The sequence below is a fragment of the Clostridium tagluense genome (assembly GCF_003865095.1).
GTDB lineage: Bacteria > Bacillota > Clostridia > Clostridiales > Clostridiaceae > Clostridium_AD > Clostridium_AD tagluense.
This window is the reverse complement of record NZ_BHYK01000005.1, coordinates 141,789-157,509: the sequence shown is the minus strand read 5'-3', so window position 1 is coordinate 157,509 and position 15,721 is coordinate 141,789. Positions and strand designations below refer to the sequence as shown.

Genomic DNA, 15,721 nt, shown 5'->3' with positions numbered 1-15,721 from the left:
TAGTGCCTCCTAATTTAGTATTAATTTTATTATTAATATTACAATTCTATGCCATTTTAAGTTTACTATGCATAAAAATGGTAGTAAAATTAAATTAAGGGTGATGATAAGATAGTGTTAACACTATCGATGATAAAAGGAGAGGATATAAATGAATGATGAAGCATATAAAATTAGATGGGAGATTGATAATCTTAAGAAAAAATTAAAGGAAATTGAGAAAAATGAGATGTCTGCAGAAGAACACGCTCAAGCATGCTCTTCTGCAGTGTGTGGACAAGATGAGATTTTATCAATTATTCAGAAGCTATGTAAGGAGAGAGGACAAAAAAATTTAGCTGTAATGGCTTGTTGGGAAAAAGATGAAGATGGCAAAGCTAGGTGGTATGTAACAAATGCATCTCCTGTCTGCCTACCATATTTATTAAGAGGAGTAGAAAATATTATAAGTTATTTTTCACCTATAAATAATGAACTTTCTCTTAAAATACTCGAATTAATGTTGAATGAAGATAGTGTAATTACTAATTTTTTCTATAAAAAGCTTGAATTTAGTGAAGAGGAAATTAATAAAAATTTACAGGTGTTAGAGGAGAAAAGTTTTATAGCAGGCGATAGTGGAAAATGGAAGCTTCTTGATAAAGGGTGGAAAAGTTATATTGTTTTAGCACATTTAGCAGCAAAATTAGAAGTAGGCTTACCAATTGAAAAGGCCCTTTATATAGCCGAAGCTTTTGAGGAAGCGTTAGGCAAACAATGGGGAGATCATTTAGGTAAAAGCTTTGAAGACATAGTTGTTATTCTTAAAGATAGTAACTGGTTAGAAAAACTTCAACATAAAGGTATTACATTAAAGGATATAGAGCAAGCAGTATATGAAAATAATTGTTAAATCATCTTCTGCGAAGCTGCAATATTAACGACTTCAGAAGGAGATTTAGACTCCCACTGAAGTTTTCTTTTTGTTATAGTACAGGACTCTCACTTATAGAAGTAGGAGACTTCCTTCTGAAATGTCGTTAAAATATAAGAATAAAATATGATGAGATTAGGCGAATTTTTGTAGGGCATCTTGGGTAAATATTTATTTGAAATATCAGGAGAAATTAAAAAAGAGCTAATTGAAGCTTTTTTGAATATACACATAAAAAATATAAAAACATACCTTAATATGCAAGGTATGTTTTATAATTTTATGCTACTCCTCTGAAGGGCTTCCTTCTGAAATGTCGTTAAACAATATTGGTTTTAATGGAGTTATAGTAGAAATAGCATGTTTATATATCATCATTTGTTTTCCATCGCAATTTAATATTACTGTGAAACTATCAAACCCTGTAACATTTCCCTTTAACTGAAAACCATTTGTCAAATATAAAGTAACAGGTATTCTATTTTTTCTTGACCCATTCAAAATTATATCCTGTAAATTATTAGTAGATTTATTCATAGCACACCTCCATAATATGTATTTTAAGAATATTCTATAAACAACCTAAAAATCCTTTTTATTTTATGAAAATATAGTAATTTATAATTTTTTCATAGAAGCTAACTTACTTACAATATATTCTACGATTTCATCATCATTGTTAAAATCATCCTTATTAATCCAATTTATTCGTGGATCTTTTCTAAACCAGGTAAGTTGTCTTTTAGCATAATTTCTACTTCCTTGTTTAATCATTTCTATAGCCTCATTTAAGGATATTTCATGGTTTAAATAATATAATATCTCTTTGTATCCTATGCCCTTCATTGACTGCATATCTGAATTATAGCCCATTTCTTTTAATTTTATAACTTCCTGGATTAAATTTTTTTCCATCATTATATCTACACGGGAATTTATTCTACTGTATAGCTTTTGTCTATCCATATTTAGCACAAAATAATGTACATTATAAGGGATATCTAAAAGGTTTTGCTCCTCTTTAAACTCGCTCATGGGTTTACCACTGACTTTATAAACTTCTAAAGCTCTAATAACTCTTTTTAAATCATTAGGATATAGTTTATTGTAGGATTCTTCATCGATATCTTTAAGCAAGCTATGTACATATTCATTTCCCTTTATATCTGCAAGTTCTGTAAGGTAATCTCTATATTCTTCATCTTTATTAGATGAAGCAAAACTATAATTATATATTAGTGAATTTATATAAAACCCAGTTCCACCAACTATCATTGGAAGTTTATTTTTATAAGTTATCTCTTTAATAGCACTTTCAGCCTTTTCTTTAAACTCTGCCACACTAAATCCTTCACTTGGCTCTATTATATCTATTAAATGATGGGGAACTCCCCTCATCTCCGCTTTTGAAATTTTAGCAGAACCAACATCCATATATTTATATATTTGCATTGAATCCGCTGATATAACCTCTCCATTTAACCTTTGTGCCAGCTTTATAGAAATTTCCGTTTTGCCTATAGCTGTAGGACCTGCTAAAATAAATAAATCTTTCATTTTTTCACCTTTTCTCTATTGTATTCTTTTAAATTTTTTTTCTAGTTCATTTAGTGTTATTTTTATTATTGTAGGTCTTCCATGAGGACAAGTAAATGGCTCATCAATATATCTTAAATCATTGATTAACTTATTCATTTCCAATTCTGACAACTGATTATTTGCTTTTACAGCTGCCTTGCAAGCAAGCGTTGCTATACGAGTATACTTAATTTCTACAGTTTTACCTGTGCCCATATTTTTTAAATTATCCAAGATTTCATTAAAGAGATTTTTAATATCTGGTATACCAAGTATAACAGGAACTTCCTTTATACTTATTGTGTTTTCACCAAATTCTATAATATCAAAACCTGAATTCTTAAACACCTCTTCATTTTCAACATAGTATGCATAATCATCTTGGCTAAGTTCCATTACTGTTGGCGTAAGTAAAATCTGAGATATCACCTCTGAATTTATAATTTCTCTTTTATATTTCTCAAACAGTATTTTTTCATGAGCTGCATGTTGGTCAATTAGGTAAAGCTCATTGTATACTTCACCTAGTATATAGGTTTTATTAAATTGCCCAATAATTCGAAGCTCAGGAAACTTTGAAATTTTAGAAATTTCATGTGCAGAGGGCTCCTTACTTATATCATAATTAATGACATAGCTCTCTTTAACATTTTCACGCACATCTTCATTAGGTAATTCATAAGTATTTCCTCCATACAAATTATCCCTTTCAGCATTTACTGTTTTATAATTAAAATCTAATGGGATTTGAACCTGTTTTTCTAATTCCTGCTTATCCTTTTCATCTATTACTATCCTGTTAAAATCATAAATTTGACTTCTCAAGGTATTTTTTTCTATTTCTTTTCCAACATAATTTTCATTATCCTCTTCTTCTATAGTGAAATTGCCTCGCAAGCTATCAGCAATTGCTGTATGCACCGCATCAAAAACAATTTTGAATACAGCTTTGTCCTCTTGAAATTTAATTTCAGTTTTTTGTGGGTGAACATTTATATCTATATACTCAGGAAAAATGTCCAGAAATATAAGAAAAAAAGGAAATTTATTTATAGTCAAAAAAGATTTAAAAGCATTTTCTACAGCTGCGGTAATTAGACTGCTTTTAACATACCTTTTATTAACAAAAATACTTTGCCTATTTCTACTTCCGCGACTTATTTGTGCATTACCAATATATCCATGAACGGACATTATATCTCCCAACTTTTCGAAACTTGTAACATTATCTACAACCTCTTTGCCATATATATATCTGATGGTATCACAAAGATTTGTAGAGCCATAGGTAGTTAAACCCTTTTTATCATTATTGATTAGCTTAAAAGAAATTTCATTGTTAGCAAGTGCTAGTCTTCCTAAAATATCTGATATTAAAGCTGCTTCTCTTTGAGGTGATTTTAAGAACTTTTGTCTTGCAGGAACGTTAAAAAATAAATCCTTAACTTCTATAGTTGTACCAATATTACATCCTATTTCTTTAACGTATAGTATGTCCCCTGAGGACTGAGATATTTCTTTGCCTACCGTTGATTCTCTAGTTCTACTATTTAATGTAGTTTTAGATACAGAGGCAATACTGGGTAGTGCCTCTCCTCTAAAACCTAAGGTGTGTATATTATAGATGTCTTCAACATATTTTATTTTACTAGTGGCATGCGGCAAAAATGCCTTTTCTATATCATCTATATGTATTCCAGCGCCGTCATCAATTACTTTTATATTTTTTTGACCACCATCAAAAATCTCCACGATAATATTTTTAGCACCTGCATCTATGCTATTTTCCACTAACTCCTTTACTACTGAGGAAGGGCGCTCTACCACTTCACCTGCAGCAATTTTATTAGAAGTTTCAACTTCTAATATATTGATTCTCATGATAACTCACATCCTTCGCTATTATAGCAACTTAGCTCTATTAACTAACTCATATAGCTTATTAAAGCCATCCATTGGTGTTAGATTAAGGATATTTATGTTTTTAATTTCATTTAATATATTATCTTTCTCTATGTCTGTAAAATTAATTTGAATGACCTCATCTGTTACTATATTAGGTTCATAAGCTATAGCTGCTTCTTTGACTGCAGTTTCAACAAGCTTTTTTTCATTCTTATTATTAGTTTTTTTACTTGAAGTTTTCTTGTCGATTAAATCAATTTCAGTATTATTAAGATTCTCTAGTACTTCTAATATTTCGCTTGCCCTGGTAATTACATCTTTTGGAAGGCCTGCAAGCTTTGCCACCTCTATACCATAGGATTTATCAGCTCCCCCAGGTACAATTTTTCTTATGAACACAATTTCATTTTCTATTTTTTTTACAGCTACAGAATAATTTTTAACGCCCTTAATCATACCCTCAAGTTTTGTTAACTCATGATAGTGAGTAGCAAATAAGGTTTTACTCCTCAAGCTTAAATTCTTACAAATATACTCAATTACAGACCAAGCAATACTTAGACCATCATAAGTACTAGTTCCGCGACCTACCTCATCAAGTAAAACTAAACTTCTATTGGTTGCATTTTGCAGTATATTGGATACTTCCCACATTTCTACCATAAAAGTACTTTTACCAGCAGCAAGATCATCTGAAGCTCCTATCCTAGTAAATATCTTATCACATATAGATATATCAGCTGACGCACAAGGAACAAAGCTCCCTAATTGAGCCATAATAGTTATTAAGGCCACTTGACGCATATAGGTAGATTTACCAGCCATGTTAGGTCCCGTTATTAATAGTAATTGATTATCTACAGTATCCATATATGTGTCATTTTCAATAAAAGTATTTGTGGGCATCATTTTCTCAACTACTGGATGCCTTCCCCCCACAATATTAAAAATACCCTTTGTATTTATTTCAGGTTTTGTATAATTATTTTCAAGGGCAATTGTAGCAAGGGAGCTTAAACAATCAATTTCTGATATTAGCTGAGCAGTATTTTTCATTCTTTCAACGTGCTTTTCAATCTCTTCACGAATACCTGTAAATACCTCGTATTCAAGATTTACTAATTTTTCTTCTGCACCTAAAATCTTTTCTTCCATTTCCTTAAGTTCAGGAGTAATATATCTTTCTGCATTAGATAGTGTTTGTTTTCGTATATACCTGCCCTCAGGTATTAGTGGAATATTTGCTTTTGTTATTTCAATATAATAACCAAATACTCTGTTATATCCTACTTTTAGTGATCTTATTCCAGTTATGCCCTTCTCATCATTTTCTAAGGTAGCAATCCATTCCTTACCGCTTGCTTTAGCTAGCCTTAGCTCATCTACTTCAGTATTTAAGCCTTCTTTAATAATATTTCCCTCTTTGATAGAAATAGCTGGATTTTCAATAATGGACTTATTTAAAGTATCATATATATCTTTTAAGTCGTCTAAACCTAAATATATTTTCCTCATTAATTTACTATTAAGTCCTGCTAAAATCAATTTAATCTTTGGTATTTTTTCTATAGAATTTTTAAGAGAAATCAATTCTTTTGCATTAACATTTTTAGAAGAAATTTTTCCTACAAGTCTTTCTATATCATATATATCCGTAAGTACATCTTTTAAATCTTCATGGCTGGATATATTACTTTTTAATTCCGAAACGACCTCTAATCTCTCTTCTATTAACGCTTTATTTATTAGTGGTTGATCTAACCATTTGCGGAGCCTTCTAGCACCCATGGCAGTATTTGTTCTATCTAATACCCAAAGTAGCGAACCTTTCTTAGTTTTATCTCTTAGTGTTTCTGTGAGCTCCAAATTTCTCCTGGAATTCGCATCCAAACTTACATAATCTAAAATGTCATAATATTCTATAGTATCTATGTGTGACAGAGAATTTCTTTGAGTATCCATAATATAGCTGAGAAGTCCTGTAATACTTCTCAGTAATTCTTCTGACAAGGTGATTTCACAAAAATTGTTAAACTGGTTTTTTATTAAAGTGTAGTCTTTTGTTATAAAATAATCATTTGGATAAGATGAATAGGATACATTAAATCTTTCTTTGATGGCACTTAGCATATCGCCTGATATATCCTCTGATACAATAATTTCTTTTGGACTAAATTTTGAAATTTCATCTAATATATTAACAAGGCTTAGTTTAGTATCCGTGCAACTAAATTCCCCTGTTGATACATCACAAAAACAAAGTCCACAGAAATTGGTTTTTTTATCAATGTAAATACTCATAACATAATTATTTTTACTTTCCTCTAAAAAACCAGAATCAGTGTAGGTGCCTGGCGTAATTATTTTAATTATATCTCTTTTAACTATCCCCTTTGCCACTGCTGGATCTTCTACTTGTTCACATATAGCAACCTTATATCCTTTAGCAATTAGCCTGCCCACATAGGTGTTTGCTGCATGGTATGGAATCCCGCACATAGGTGCCCTTTTCTCTAGTCCGCAGTCACGACCTGTAAGCACCAGTTCTAATTCTTTTGCTGCAAGCTCTGCATCTGTAAAAAACATTTCATAAAAGTCACCTAATCTAAAAAACAGTATACAGTCCGTGCAGGTTTCTTTTATTTCAAAATATTGTACCATCATTGGAGTTAATGCCACTTATAATGCCCCCTTGCTTGTCTATGCGCCTAATATTTCTTCACCCATAAGTGAAAAAGAATGTGCATTGGTTATTTGAACTGATACCAGCTCTCCAATAGCTTTGTAATTGCCTTCAAAATTAACTAATTTTCCTGTTCTTGTTCTTCCAGTTAGTTTGCTTTTATCATTTTTACTAAAACCTTCAACCAGTACTTCTACAATTTTTCCTACATATTCTACATTTTTTTCTTTAGAAGTTCTATTAACAACTTCGATTAATCTATTAAATCTTTCATGCTTAATTTTATCTGGTATTTGATCTAGCATTTCATCTGCGGGAGTTCCTTTTCTTTTAGAATAAAGGTACATAAATGCTAAATCAAATTTTACCTCTTCCATAAGACTTAATGTTTCTGCAAAGTCTTCTTCCGTTTCTCCTGGAAATCCAACAATAATATCTGTACTGAGTCCAACACTGGGCAGTATATTTTTAATGTTTTTAACTAATTCCAAATATTGCTCTCTATCGTAGTGTCTATTCATTTTGTTTAAAAGATTAGTTGAACCTGATTGTACTGGCAGATGAATTTGCTCACAAATTTTATCGCACTCAGCTATTACTTCTATTACCTCAATAGATAAATCCTTTGGGTGAGATGTCATAAATCTTATTCTCTCTAAATCCTCAATATCGTTAATCCTTCTGAGTAACTCTGCAAAATTTATTTCAGGAATTAATCCCTTGCCATATGAATTAACATTTTGACCAAGTACGGTTATTTCTTTATAACCCTCTGAAACCAAAGTTTTTATTTCACTTATAATATCTTCTGGAGTTCTACTTCGCTCTCTCCCTCTTACATAAGGAACTATACAATAAGTACAAAAATTATTGCACCCATACATAATAGTAACAAAGCCTTTTATACTACTTTCCCTGTCTATTGGCATTCCTTCTATTATAGCGCCTTCTTTATCCCAAATTTCTACAATAGAGGACTCTCCGCCTTGTATTCTTTTTAAGTACTCAGGAAATTTATAAGCATTATGTGTTCCAATAATAATATCTACAAATGGAAATTTAGTGATTATATGTTTAGCCATACCTTCCTGTTGCATCATACATCCAGTAACTGCTATTATAAGGTTTGGATTTTGTTTTTTCATATTCTTTAGAGCTCCTATGTTCCCATCAACCTTTTGCTCTGCATTCTCTCTAACACAACAGGTATTGAAAATAATTATATCAGCAGCTTCCTTATCCGTAGTTTTTTTATATCCCATAGGTATTAGCATACCGGATAATTTTTCGGAATCCTCCTCATTCATCTGACAACCCCATGTTTCTATATAATAGTTAAGTATTTCATTCATTAGTGCATTCTCCTTTATAAAAAAAGTATTACTATCTACCTATTATATATAATGTGTAGGGTTTTTTAAAGGTATTTTTAATATTTCAATGTATTTAATCATTTAATTAATTTACTTGAAATATATGTTTAAATTAGATTTTAATAATAGTAGTCCTATTGTATTGTAATACATAAAAAAAACTATAAGTAAATATGTTCTTTATTTTCCACTTTTCTCTAATATTCATTTATTTAGCTATTACATTAAATTTCTGATTTTTGGGTAATATACCTAAAGAGGAGTGATTTTATATGTATGATGCAAAAAAAGATGAAAATTTTAGAAGTAAGCAATTACAATATGATTGTATAGGTGACAGGAGTTATTTTTATATGTGTGCCCATACTAATATGGTAAATATAACAGTACCTTATGTACCTGCAGAAATTATAATAAGAGACTTTAAATAGTTTTAAATTTAGGAAGTGTGCATTATAACAAAGAAGTATCTTATTTAATTAAGATACTTCTTTTTATTCTGTTAGTAAAAAATTAAATTATAGGGATTAGAACTCGCCTGTTACCGTTTTTAGCGGTTTAGTACTCATTTACCATAAATTGAGCATTATAGCAATAATCTAATTAACCTGATATAATATTATATGAAAGTAACTATTTTATAAATTATAATTATATTTTTAGGGGGTATTTTTATGAATAAACCAATACTGTCAGAACATTTTAAGAAAAGGATGCCATCAGATGTCAGACTTGGTCAGATCAAATTTGATGAGCGCACAGTTAAACCTGCATTAGTCAATGTAGCAATTGGAAACGTTTCCCTACCAACAAATCCTGCTATGCAGAAAAGGATGTTTTCATTGGATGCACCTGAAAGCCCATTTGCAAAGGGTATTGTAAGATATTCAGGTACTGCCGGTGTAGCTGAAGCTAAGGATGCATTTAAAAACATCCTAAGGTGCCAAGGTTTTGATACTAGTAAATTATTCGTTCAGGTAACCGATGGCGGATCCTCTGGTATGGAACTTTTATTACTGGGCGTTTGCGGAGATGCAGGCACTGATGATAAACCTCTTATGATGATTGACCCAGCCTATACAAATTATATTTCTTTTGCAGAAAGAATCGGACGTAAAACTGTTACAGTAAAACGTAATTTAGGCGCCGATGGCAAGTTCAGCCTTCCAGAGCTTGACAAAATTGAAGAAACCATTAAAAAACACAATCCTGGAGCACTTCTTGTAATCCCTTACGACAATCCTACAGGACAGCTCTACGACTATGCAACGCTTAAAGAGCTTGCTAAAATATGCGTAAAATATAATATGTGGATGATCAGCGATGAAGCTTATCGTGGACTATTTTATGTTGACGGTGACCTGGTAAGCATTTGGGGAATCACTGATGAAGATGTACCTGGCATAGAAGGCAGAAGAATAAGCATCGATACCGCATCAAAGGTATGGAGTGCCTGCGGTTTAAGAATAGGAGCTTTAATCACTGATAATGAAGAGTTCCATACCCAATCAGTAGCTGAATATACTGCTAATCTTTGCGCCAATGTAATAGGTCAGTATATCTTCGGAGCACTGGCTCATGAGAGCAAGCAGCAGATTGATGGATGGTGCAAAGGCATTCGTGAGTATTACAAAAATATCATGTTTAAATTCTATAACGGTCTGAGAGAACTGGACCCTGGTCTGATTGTTTCTAGCCCTGATTCATCTATATATTCAGTAGTTGATGTTAGAAATGTTGTAAAACCAGGATTTGATTCAATCAAATTTGTTATGTACTGTGCAAAGGAAGGTTCTGTGGACTTAAACGGAGTAGAAACAACTCTTTTGGTAGCACCTATGAAAGGTTTCTATGACCTTAACCCCGGCCAGGCTAATCCAGGAAGCACTCAGATGCGTATCGCATTCGTAGAAACTCCAGAAAACATGGAAAAGGTTCCTGAACTATTCGTTAAGCTTCTAAGGAAGTATGAAAAAGCACGCTAAATAGTTATTAACGTCCTTCAATTATAATAATAAGGCAGTAATGGTTGCACCTGCAAAAGGTTTCTATGCAACTAATGGACTAGCTGTATTATACTATCGCGTTACCACTACATTAAAATATGCTATTGAAATTTCAGGGATAGCTCTTGAAAAACATATGGAATTAAATAAACATACAATAATATAACAGGAGGTAATAATACCTCCTGTTATATTATTGAAGTCTAGTTTTTTCCCAAGTATATAATTCTCTTTTAATGTTAAAGCCAAGTGAACTATATAATCTAAAAGCATCAACATTATTAGAATCTACCTTCAGAGACACTTTAGAAAAGTCATTTTCCCTAGCTATATTAAGCAAATAGCACAGTAGCACTTTCCCATATCCTTCTTTTCTATATTTTTTTATAATCCCAAAATTTACTATGATTGCCACCTTATCTTCAATTATAATTTGACCATATCCAATTGGTATTTTATCCAGCTCAATAAATATTGCACCTTTATCAAAATAGTATTCCTGTGCTTCATCATAATAAATATCTTCTATATCTATTGGAATCCTATCATCGTTGTTAAATATATCATTTTGTAATAGACATCGTGCTTTTTCATCTTTATTCTTTTCTACTATAGAAAAACTAATGTTCCTCGGCTGGGCGGTACTAATATATTCTGTGCACTGTTTTTCAAGTTCCATAAAACCTTTAGCTCTAGTAAAACCTAATTTACTTAAAATATCTATATTCACTGCATTATCTTCACATTCATAAGTTATTAAACTATCATTTTTCAATGGACCTATTAAAGTTTCATAATAATAAATTGAATTATTATCTCCGATTACATTTATTGAGTTAATAGAACTATGATGTTTATTATGTTTTTCAAACCATATATAACCTATATAAGTATTTTTTTCTAATAGTAGGTTTACATTTTTCCTTAAAAACATTCTTTGGATAATATTGCTGTTATCATAGAGTTGAAAGAAATCTTGATTTGACAAACTAAAATTAGTATTAAATTGGTAAATTTTTCTAAATTTATTAATGTTTTTCAAAGTTAGACTTATTGATTTATACATTTAGCTTTACTCCATTAATTTTTATTTTTAAATATATTTGATTACTGATAAAGTATAATACAATTCTAATTATAAATCTATTAATAATATTTTTACAATAAGTTTATTGTTATTTATAAATATCCCTTCAAAAAAATCAAATAATCAGCAAAAAATTTCTCTTGATTTTCACTGTAGCTTAAAATCCTCTTTAGCTTATGCAAATATTTAGTCTCGGACCATTTTTTTTGATCTATATACCTTCTATATCCTAACCTCCAAAATTTTTGAGGGAAAATTATTAATGCAAACATTATTTCTAAATCTTCTTTGCACAATCTATTAATAGAATTATAAGCTTCAATTAGAGCTTTAGCAAAATCAAAGTTCCATCCATAAGATTTTTTAAACATCAACCTCCTAATAAGAGTTCCTAAATCACTTATTTGTAAATCAATTATAATACTATCAAAATCAGTTATAAAGTACTCTCCCTCCTTTTTAATTATATTCTGATTATAAAAGTCTTTGTAGCATATTGTTTTACCATCATTTGCTACTTTTGATAGTTTATAATATTGTGACTTATTTATCATGTTAATGGCTAACAATCCTCTATTATAAAAGTTATCAATTCCTTCTAGAAAAAGCACATCAAAATCATTTTTTATCCTTTTGCTAATAATTATTTTTTTGAATTTTTCAAGATTATTTAAATTACTAGCGAAAATCTTTGGCCAATTATTTAAACTTCTTCCTATATGAATTTTGTTATGGTCAATTTTATTTAATTTATTATGAAATTCGGCTAAAAGTTTTGTACAATTTACAGCTTCATCAATATCAGTTAAATCACATTCACAGCCTTCTAGCCATTCTGTTAAGTAAAATATACTACTTTTATACCTTACATAAAAATCTCCCTCCTTTGTTCTAAAATACTTAGCTATATTTGTAAATTTATTAAATATTAACTCTTCTGTTAAAAGACAACCATTTTTAGCTTTATTTCTTCCATGTTTTATTCTCTTTAAAGAGAAATTGCCACTATCTGCGGTAATTTTGTATGCACCTCTAATTTTTTCTGCAGTTACTAATTGGATATTGTACTTATGCATTACGCTTATTAATACTTGCATCTCTTTATTGTTAATTATTTTAAAGTGCTGAGCTGCCCTGGTATTCCCTTTCAATTTTTTCTCTCCCCATAATAGTGCTATTAAATTATATTACTTAATTTTATTTAGTATTCAATAATTTTTCAAATAAGATATTTATTTAGAACCTATTTATGATTCCACAATTTTAGAAGCCCAATAAATCATAAAAAACGTGTATGCATAATTTATGCTACACGTTTTTATAGTAAACATTATAATTTTATAAATCTATTTACCAGAATTGATTTTTATAATTGCTTCCTTAATAATCCAATCTGGTGTAGAAGCTCCTGCTGTAACACCTATATTTTTTAAATTCCCATCTTTTATAAATTCATCCGGGATACCTGATAAATTTTCTACATGTACTGTGTTTTCGCAATTTTTTTTGCATATTTCATAAAGTTTTGTAGTGTTTGAACTATTAAACCCGCCAATAACTACCATAGCATCAACTTTTGTTGATATTTCCTCTGCAGACTTTTGACGAACTTCTGTTGCACTACAAATAGTATTGAATGCAACTATTTCTTTACTTGTTTTTATAAGCACAGATAATACCTCTTCCCAGGTAGATTGCCTTTCAGTTGTCTGAGATACAACACATACTTTATTGGGTATATTAAAAATGGGATCACCACTCTTAAGTATTAAAGCTGAGTCATTACACCATCCATTAATTCCAATAACTTCAGGATGATCTTTATCCCCTACAATAATAATACTATATCCCAAATCGTAGTATTTCTTTACCTTTTTGTGAATATTTTCTACATAGGGACATGTTGCATCTATTATATTAAGCTTATGTTTTTTTAAAACATTTAACGCTTTTTCAGATACTCCATGTGATCTAATAATGATTGTATCATTTTCTTTTAAGCTATCAATATTATCAAGTTCTATAGGGAATATTAGATTTTCCTTTAAAAAATCCACAACATCATTATTATGAATAAGTGGTCCTAGTGTATAGATTTCACTTTTGTACTTCTCTTTCATTTTTAAAGCTGTATCTACTGCTCGTTTAACTCCAAAGCAAAAGCCAGCTGAATCTGCAAGTGTTATTTTTTTCATTCTGCCTCCTCCTTATTAAGGTATCTCACAAAATACTAATTATTATTTTTAATATTTGAATTAATATAATCTATCATTTTTTGCGCTACCCCATCAATATCTAAATCATTAGAATCAATTTCTATAGCATCTATTGCTTTTTTTAGTGGACTAACTTCTCTATGGGTATCAATATAATCCCTTTTTATAATATCGCTTAAAATGGTGTCATAATCAACATCTATGCCCTTAGTAATTAGCTCTTTATATCTTCTTTTAGCCCTCTCTTCACTGCTTGCAGTTAAATAAAATTTAAAAGTAGCATCTTTAAGTACAACAGTGCCAATATCGCGGCCATCCATAATAACATTGAATTTTTTAGCTATATCCTGTTGCAACTTAACAAGAATTTCTCTGACTTTAGGAACTGCTGCATACTTTGAAACATTATTGCTTATAACAGGCATGCCTATCATATCTGTCAAATCTTCCTTGTTAACAAACAAATGATCCTCTTCAAAATGCATTTCTAAAGATGCTACTATTTTAACTAAATCATCTACATTTTTTTCAGAGATATTTGCATTCATAGCCGTAAGTGTAACTGCTCTATACATTGATCCTGTGTTAATATACATAAGATTGAATTTTTCACCTATCATTTTAGCAATAGTACTTTTTCCTGCACCCGCAGGTCCATCTATTGCAACTGAAATTCTCATTATATTCCACCCACCCTTTATAAATATGATAGTATTAGTCTTCCCCTACACTATTTCCAGCTAAATAGCCTGTTGATAATGCTATTTGAAGGTTATAACCTCCTGTATATGCATCTACATCTATCATTTCGCCTGCAAAATAAAGATTATCAATTACTTTTGACTTCATAGTAGACGCATCTATTTGCAACGTATCCACTCCACCACTAGTTATAATTGCTTCTTCAATTGGGCGAAGACCTTTTATGTTAAGAGTCAAATTTTGAAGTAAATTCACTAAGACTTTTCTTTCTTCTTTAGTAATAGAATTCACTTTTTTATTTTCATCAATATTAGATAATTGGATTATTGTATTAATTAATTTACTAGGAAGTAAATCATTTAATGAGTTTCTAAAATCTTTGTTTGCATATTTTATGAAATCGCTTTGAATTCGCTTATCAAGCTCAACTTCACTTAAAGCTGGTTTTAGATTTATGAAAGCTTTTAATTTTACTCCCTCTTTTACAAAACTACTACCACTTAAAACAATAGGTCCTGAAATACCATAATGAGTAAAAAGCATTTCTCCAAACTCTTTATATACACACTTATTTTTATTATTAGTAATTCTTAATTCTACATTTTTTAGAGAAAGACCCTGTACATCCGGAATCCAAGCCTCCTCAGCCTCTATTGGTACTAGAGATGGTCTAGGTTTAATTATATTATGTCCTAAAACGCGAGCATAAGATAAGCCTTCACCAGATGAACCTGTTTGTGGATATGATAAACCACCAGTACATAAGATAAAGTAATCCCCTAATACAATACTTCCATCACCGAGCTCAACGGAAACAATCTTTTGATTATCTCTAATTAACTTTTTCACTTTTGTGTTTAATAGTACTTTAACCTTTTTATTTTTTAATTCCGTGCTAAAAGCTTTTATAATATCTGAAGACTTATCAGACTGCGGAAATACTCTATCTCCTCTTTCAACTTTAAGGTTAACTCCCAACTCTTTGAAGAAATTCATTGTATCTTCGTTAGTAAAGGAATATAGTGAACTATATAAAAACTGCGGATTACATGGTATATTTTCAAAAAAATCACCGATATCCTTCGCATTTGTAATATTACATCTACCCTTACCTGTTATATAAAGCTTCCTTCCTAATTTTTCATTCTTTTCAATGAGTACCACTTCGTGTTTTGATGAAGCTGTAACAGCTGCCATCATACCTGCTGGTCCTCCTCCAATAATAATTATTTTTGACACTTAATCACTCCCTTATAAT

Annotated in this window: 12 protein-coding genes and 1 pseudogene; 3 read left to right on the top strand and 10 right to left on the bottom strand. The window is 30.5% G+C overall.

Features of this window, described 5'->3' with window-relative positions; genetic code table 11:
• Nucleotides 1-151: 151 nt before the first annotated feature.
• Nucleotides 152-892 carry a hypothetical protein gene (locus tag Ctaglu_RS06265; RefSeq protein WP_124999165.1) on the top strand — a complete coding sequence of 247 codons (741 nt, stop codon included), beginning with the start codon at nucleotides 152-154 and terminating at the stop codon, nucleotides 890-892.
• A gap of 306 nt (nucleotides 893-1,198) precedes the next feature.
• Here the strand turns inward: Ctaglu_RS06265 and hfq are convergent, their stop codons facing one another.
• The 5 genes from hfq to miaB all read right to left on the bottom strand — a co-directional run bounded on the left by hfq (nucleotide 1,199) and on the right by miaB (nucleotide 8,431).
• Nucleotides 1,199-1,450: an RNA chaperone Hfq gene (gene hfq, locus Ctaglu_RS06260; RefSeq protein ID WP_124999163.1), complete on the bottom strand. Its 252-nt coding sequence runs from the start codon at nucleotides 1,448-1,450 to the stop codon at nucleotides 1,199-1,201.
• An 81-nt stretch (nucleotides 1,451-1,531) separates the two neighbouring features.
• On the bottom strand, nucleotides 1,532-2,470 hold the full coding sequence (gene miaA / locus Ctaglu_RS06255; RefSeq protein ID WP_124999161.1) for a tRNA (adenosine(37)-N6)-dimethylallyltransferase MiaA: 939 nt from the start codon (nucleotides 2,468-2,470) through the stop codon (nucleotides 1,532-1,534).
• 15 nt (nucleotides 2,471-2,485) lie between these two features.
• Nucleotides 2,486-4,372 (bottom strand): DNA mismatch repair endonuclease MutL, encoded by a 1,887-nt coding sequence (gene mutL / locus Ctaglu_RS06250; RefSeq protein WP_185732602.1) that lies wholly within the window; start codon nucleotides 4,370-4,372, stop codon nucleotides 2,486-2,488.
• Between the two features lie 21 nt (nucleotides 4,373-4,393).
• Nucleotides 4,394-7,075 (bottom strand): DNA mismatch repair protein MutS, encoded by a 2,682-nt coding sequence (gene mutS / locus Ctaglu_RS06245; protein WP_124999157.1) that lies wholly within the window; start codon nucleotides 7,073-7,075, stop codon nucleotides 4,394-4,396.
• A 21-nt stretch (nucleotides 7,076-7,096) separates the two neighbouring features.
• Complete coding sequence (miaB, locus tag Ctaglu_RS06240) at nucleotides 7,097-8,431, bottom strand: tRNA (N6-isopentenyl adenosine(37)-C2)-methylthiotransferase MiaB (RefSeq protein ID WP_124999155.1); 1,335 nt, start codon at nucleotides 8,429-8,431, stop codon at nucleotides 7,097-7,099.
• 293 nt (nucleotides 8,432-8,724) lie between these two features.
• Between miaB and Ctaglu_RS25040 the strand changes: the two genes are divergently transcribed.
• Nucleotides 8,725-8,883 carry a hypothetical protein gene (locus Ctaglu_RS25040; RefSeq protein WP_185732601.1) on the top strand — a complete coding sequence of 53 codons (159 nt, stop codon included), beginning with the start codon at nucleotides 8,725-8,727 and terminating at the stop codon, nucleotides 8,881-8,883.
• A gap of 243 nt (nucleotides 8,884-9,126) precedes the next feature.
• Nucleotides 9,127-10,437 carry a pyridoxal phosphate-dependent aminotransferase gene (locus Ctaglu_RS06235; RefSeq protein WP_124999153.1) on the top strand — a complete coding sequence of 437 codons (1,311 nt, stop codon included), beginning with the start codon at nucleotides 9,127-9,129 and terminating at the stop codon, nucleotides 10,435-10,437.
• Nucleotides 10,438-10,651: 214 nt separating this feature from the next.
• On the opposite strand, the gene Ctaglu_RS06230 is transcribed toward Ctaglu_RS06235, so the two are convergent.
• From Ctaglu_RS06230 to Ctaglu_RS06210, 5 genes and pseudogenes are all read right to left on the bottom strand, one after another.
• Nucleotides 10,652-11,524 (bottom strand): GNAT family N-acetyltransferase, encoded by an 873-nt coding sequence (locus Ctaglu_RS06230; protein ID WP_124999151.1) that lies wholly within the window; start codon nucleotides 11,522-11,524, stop codon nucleotides 10,652-10,654.
• A 113-nt stretch (nucleotides 11,525-11,637) separates the two neighbouring features.
• A complete protein-coding gene (locus Ctaglu_RS06225) occupies nucleotides 11,638-12,696 on the bottom strand; it encodes a CotS family spore coat protein (RefSeq protein WP_233439698.1) in 1,059 nt (352 codons plus the stop codon).
• 204 nt (nucleotides 12,697-12,900) lie between these two features.
• Nucleotides 12,901-13,740, bottom strand: a pseudogene (locus Ctaglu_RS06220) (4-hydroxy-3-methylbut-2-enyl diphosphate reductase); the annotation flags it as partial.
• Nucleotides 13,741-13,775: 35 nt separating this feature from the next.
• Entirely contained in the window at nucleotides 13,776-14,441 is a 666-nt protein-coding gene (gene cmk / locus Ctaglu_RS06215; RefSeq protein WP_124999147.1) for a (d)CMP kinase, read from the bottom strand.
• A 34-nt stretch (nucleotides 14,442-14,475) separates the two neighbouring features.
• Nucleotides 14,476-15,702: a BaiN/RdsA family NAD(P)/FAD-dependent oxidoreductase gene (locus Ctaglu_RS06210; RefSeq protein ID WP_124999145.1), complete on the bottom strand. Its 1,227-nt coding sequence runs from the start codon at nucleotides 15,700-15,702 to the stop codon at nucleotides 14,476-14,478.
• Nucleotides 15,703-15,721 lie beyond the last annotated feature (19 nt).

Coding starts and splice junctions, on each gene's coding strand:
- Ctaglu_RS25040 (WP_185732601.1), top strand. CDS start 8,725: ATGTATGATGCAAAAAAAGATGAAAATTTTAGAAGTAAGCAATTACAA.
- cmk (WP_124999147.1), bottom strand. CDS start 14,441: ATGAGAATTTCAGTTGCAATAGATGGACCTGCGGGTGCAGGAAAAAGT.
- Ctaglu_RS06230 (WP_124999151.1), bottom strand. CDS start 11,524: ATGTATAAATCAATAAGTCTAACTTTGAAAAACATTAATAAATTTAGA.
- Ctaglu_RS06235 (WP_124999153.1), top strand. CDS start 9,127: ATGAATAAACCAATACTGTCAGAACATTTTAAGAAAAGGATGCCATCA.
- hfq (WP_124999163.1), bottom strand. CDS start 1,450: ATGAATAAATCTACTAATAATTTACAGGATATAATTTTGAATGGGTCA.
- mutL (WP_185732602.1), bottom strand. CDS start 4,372: ATGAGAATCAATATATTAGAAGTTGAAACTTCTAATAAAATTGCTGCA.
- Ctaglu_RS06265 (WP_124999165.1), top strand. CDS start 152: ATGAATGATGAAGCATATAAAATTAGATGGGAGATTGATAATCTTAAG.
- miaB (WP_124999155.1), bottom strand. CDS start 8,431: ATGAATGAAATACTTAACTATTATATAGAAACATGGGGTTGTCAGATG.
- miaA (WP_124999161.1), bottom strand. CDS start 2,470: ATGAAAGATTTATTTATTTTAGCAGGTCCTACAGCTATAGGCAAAACG.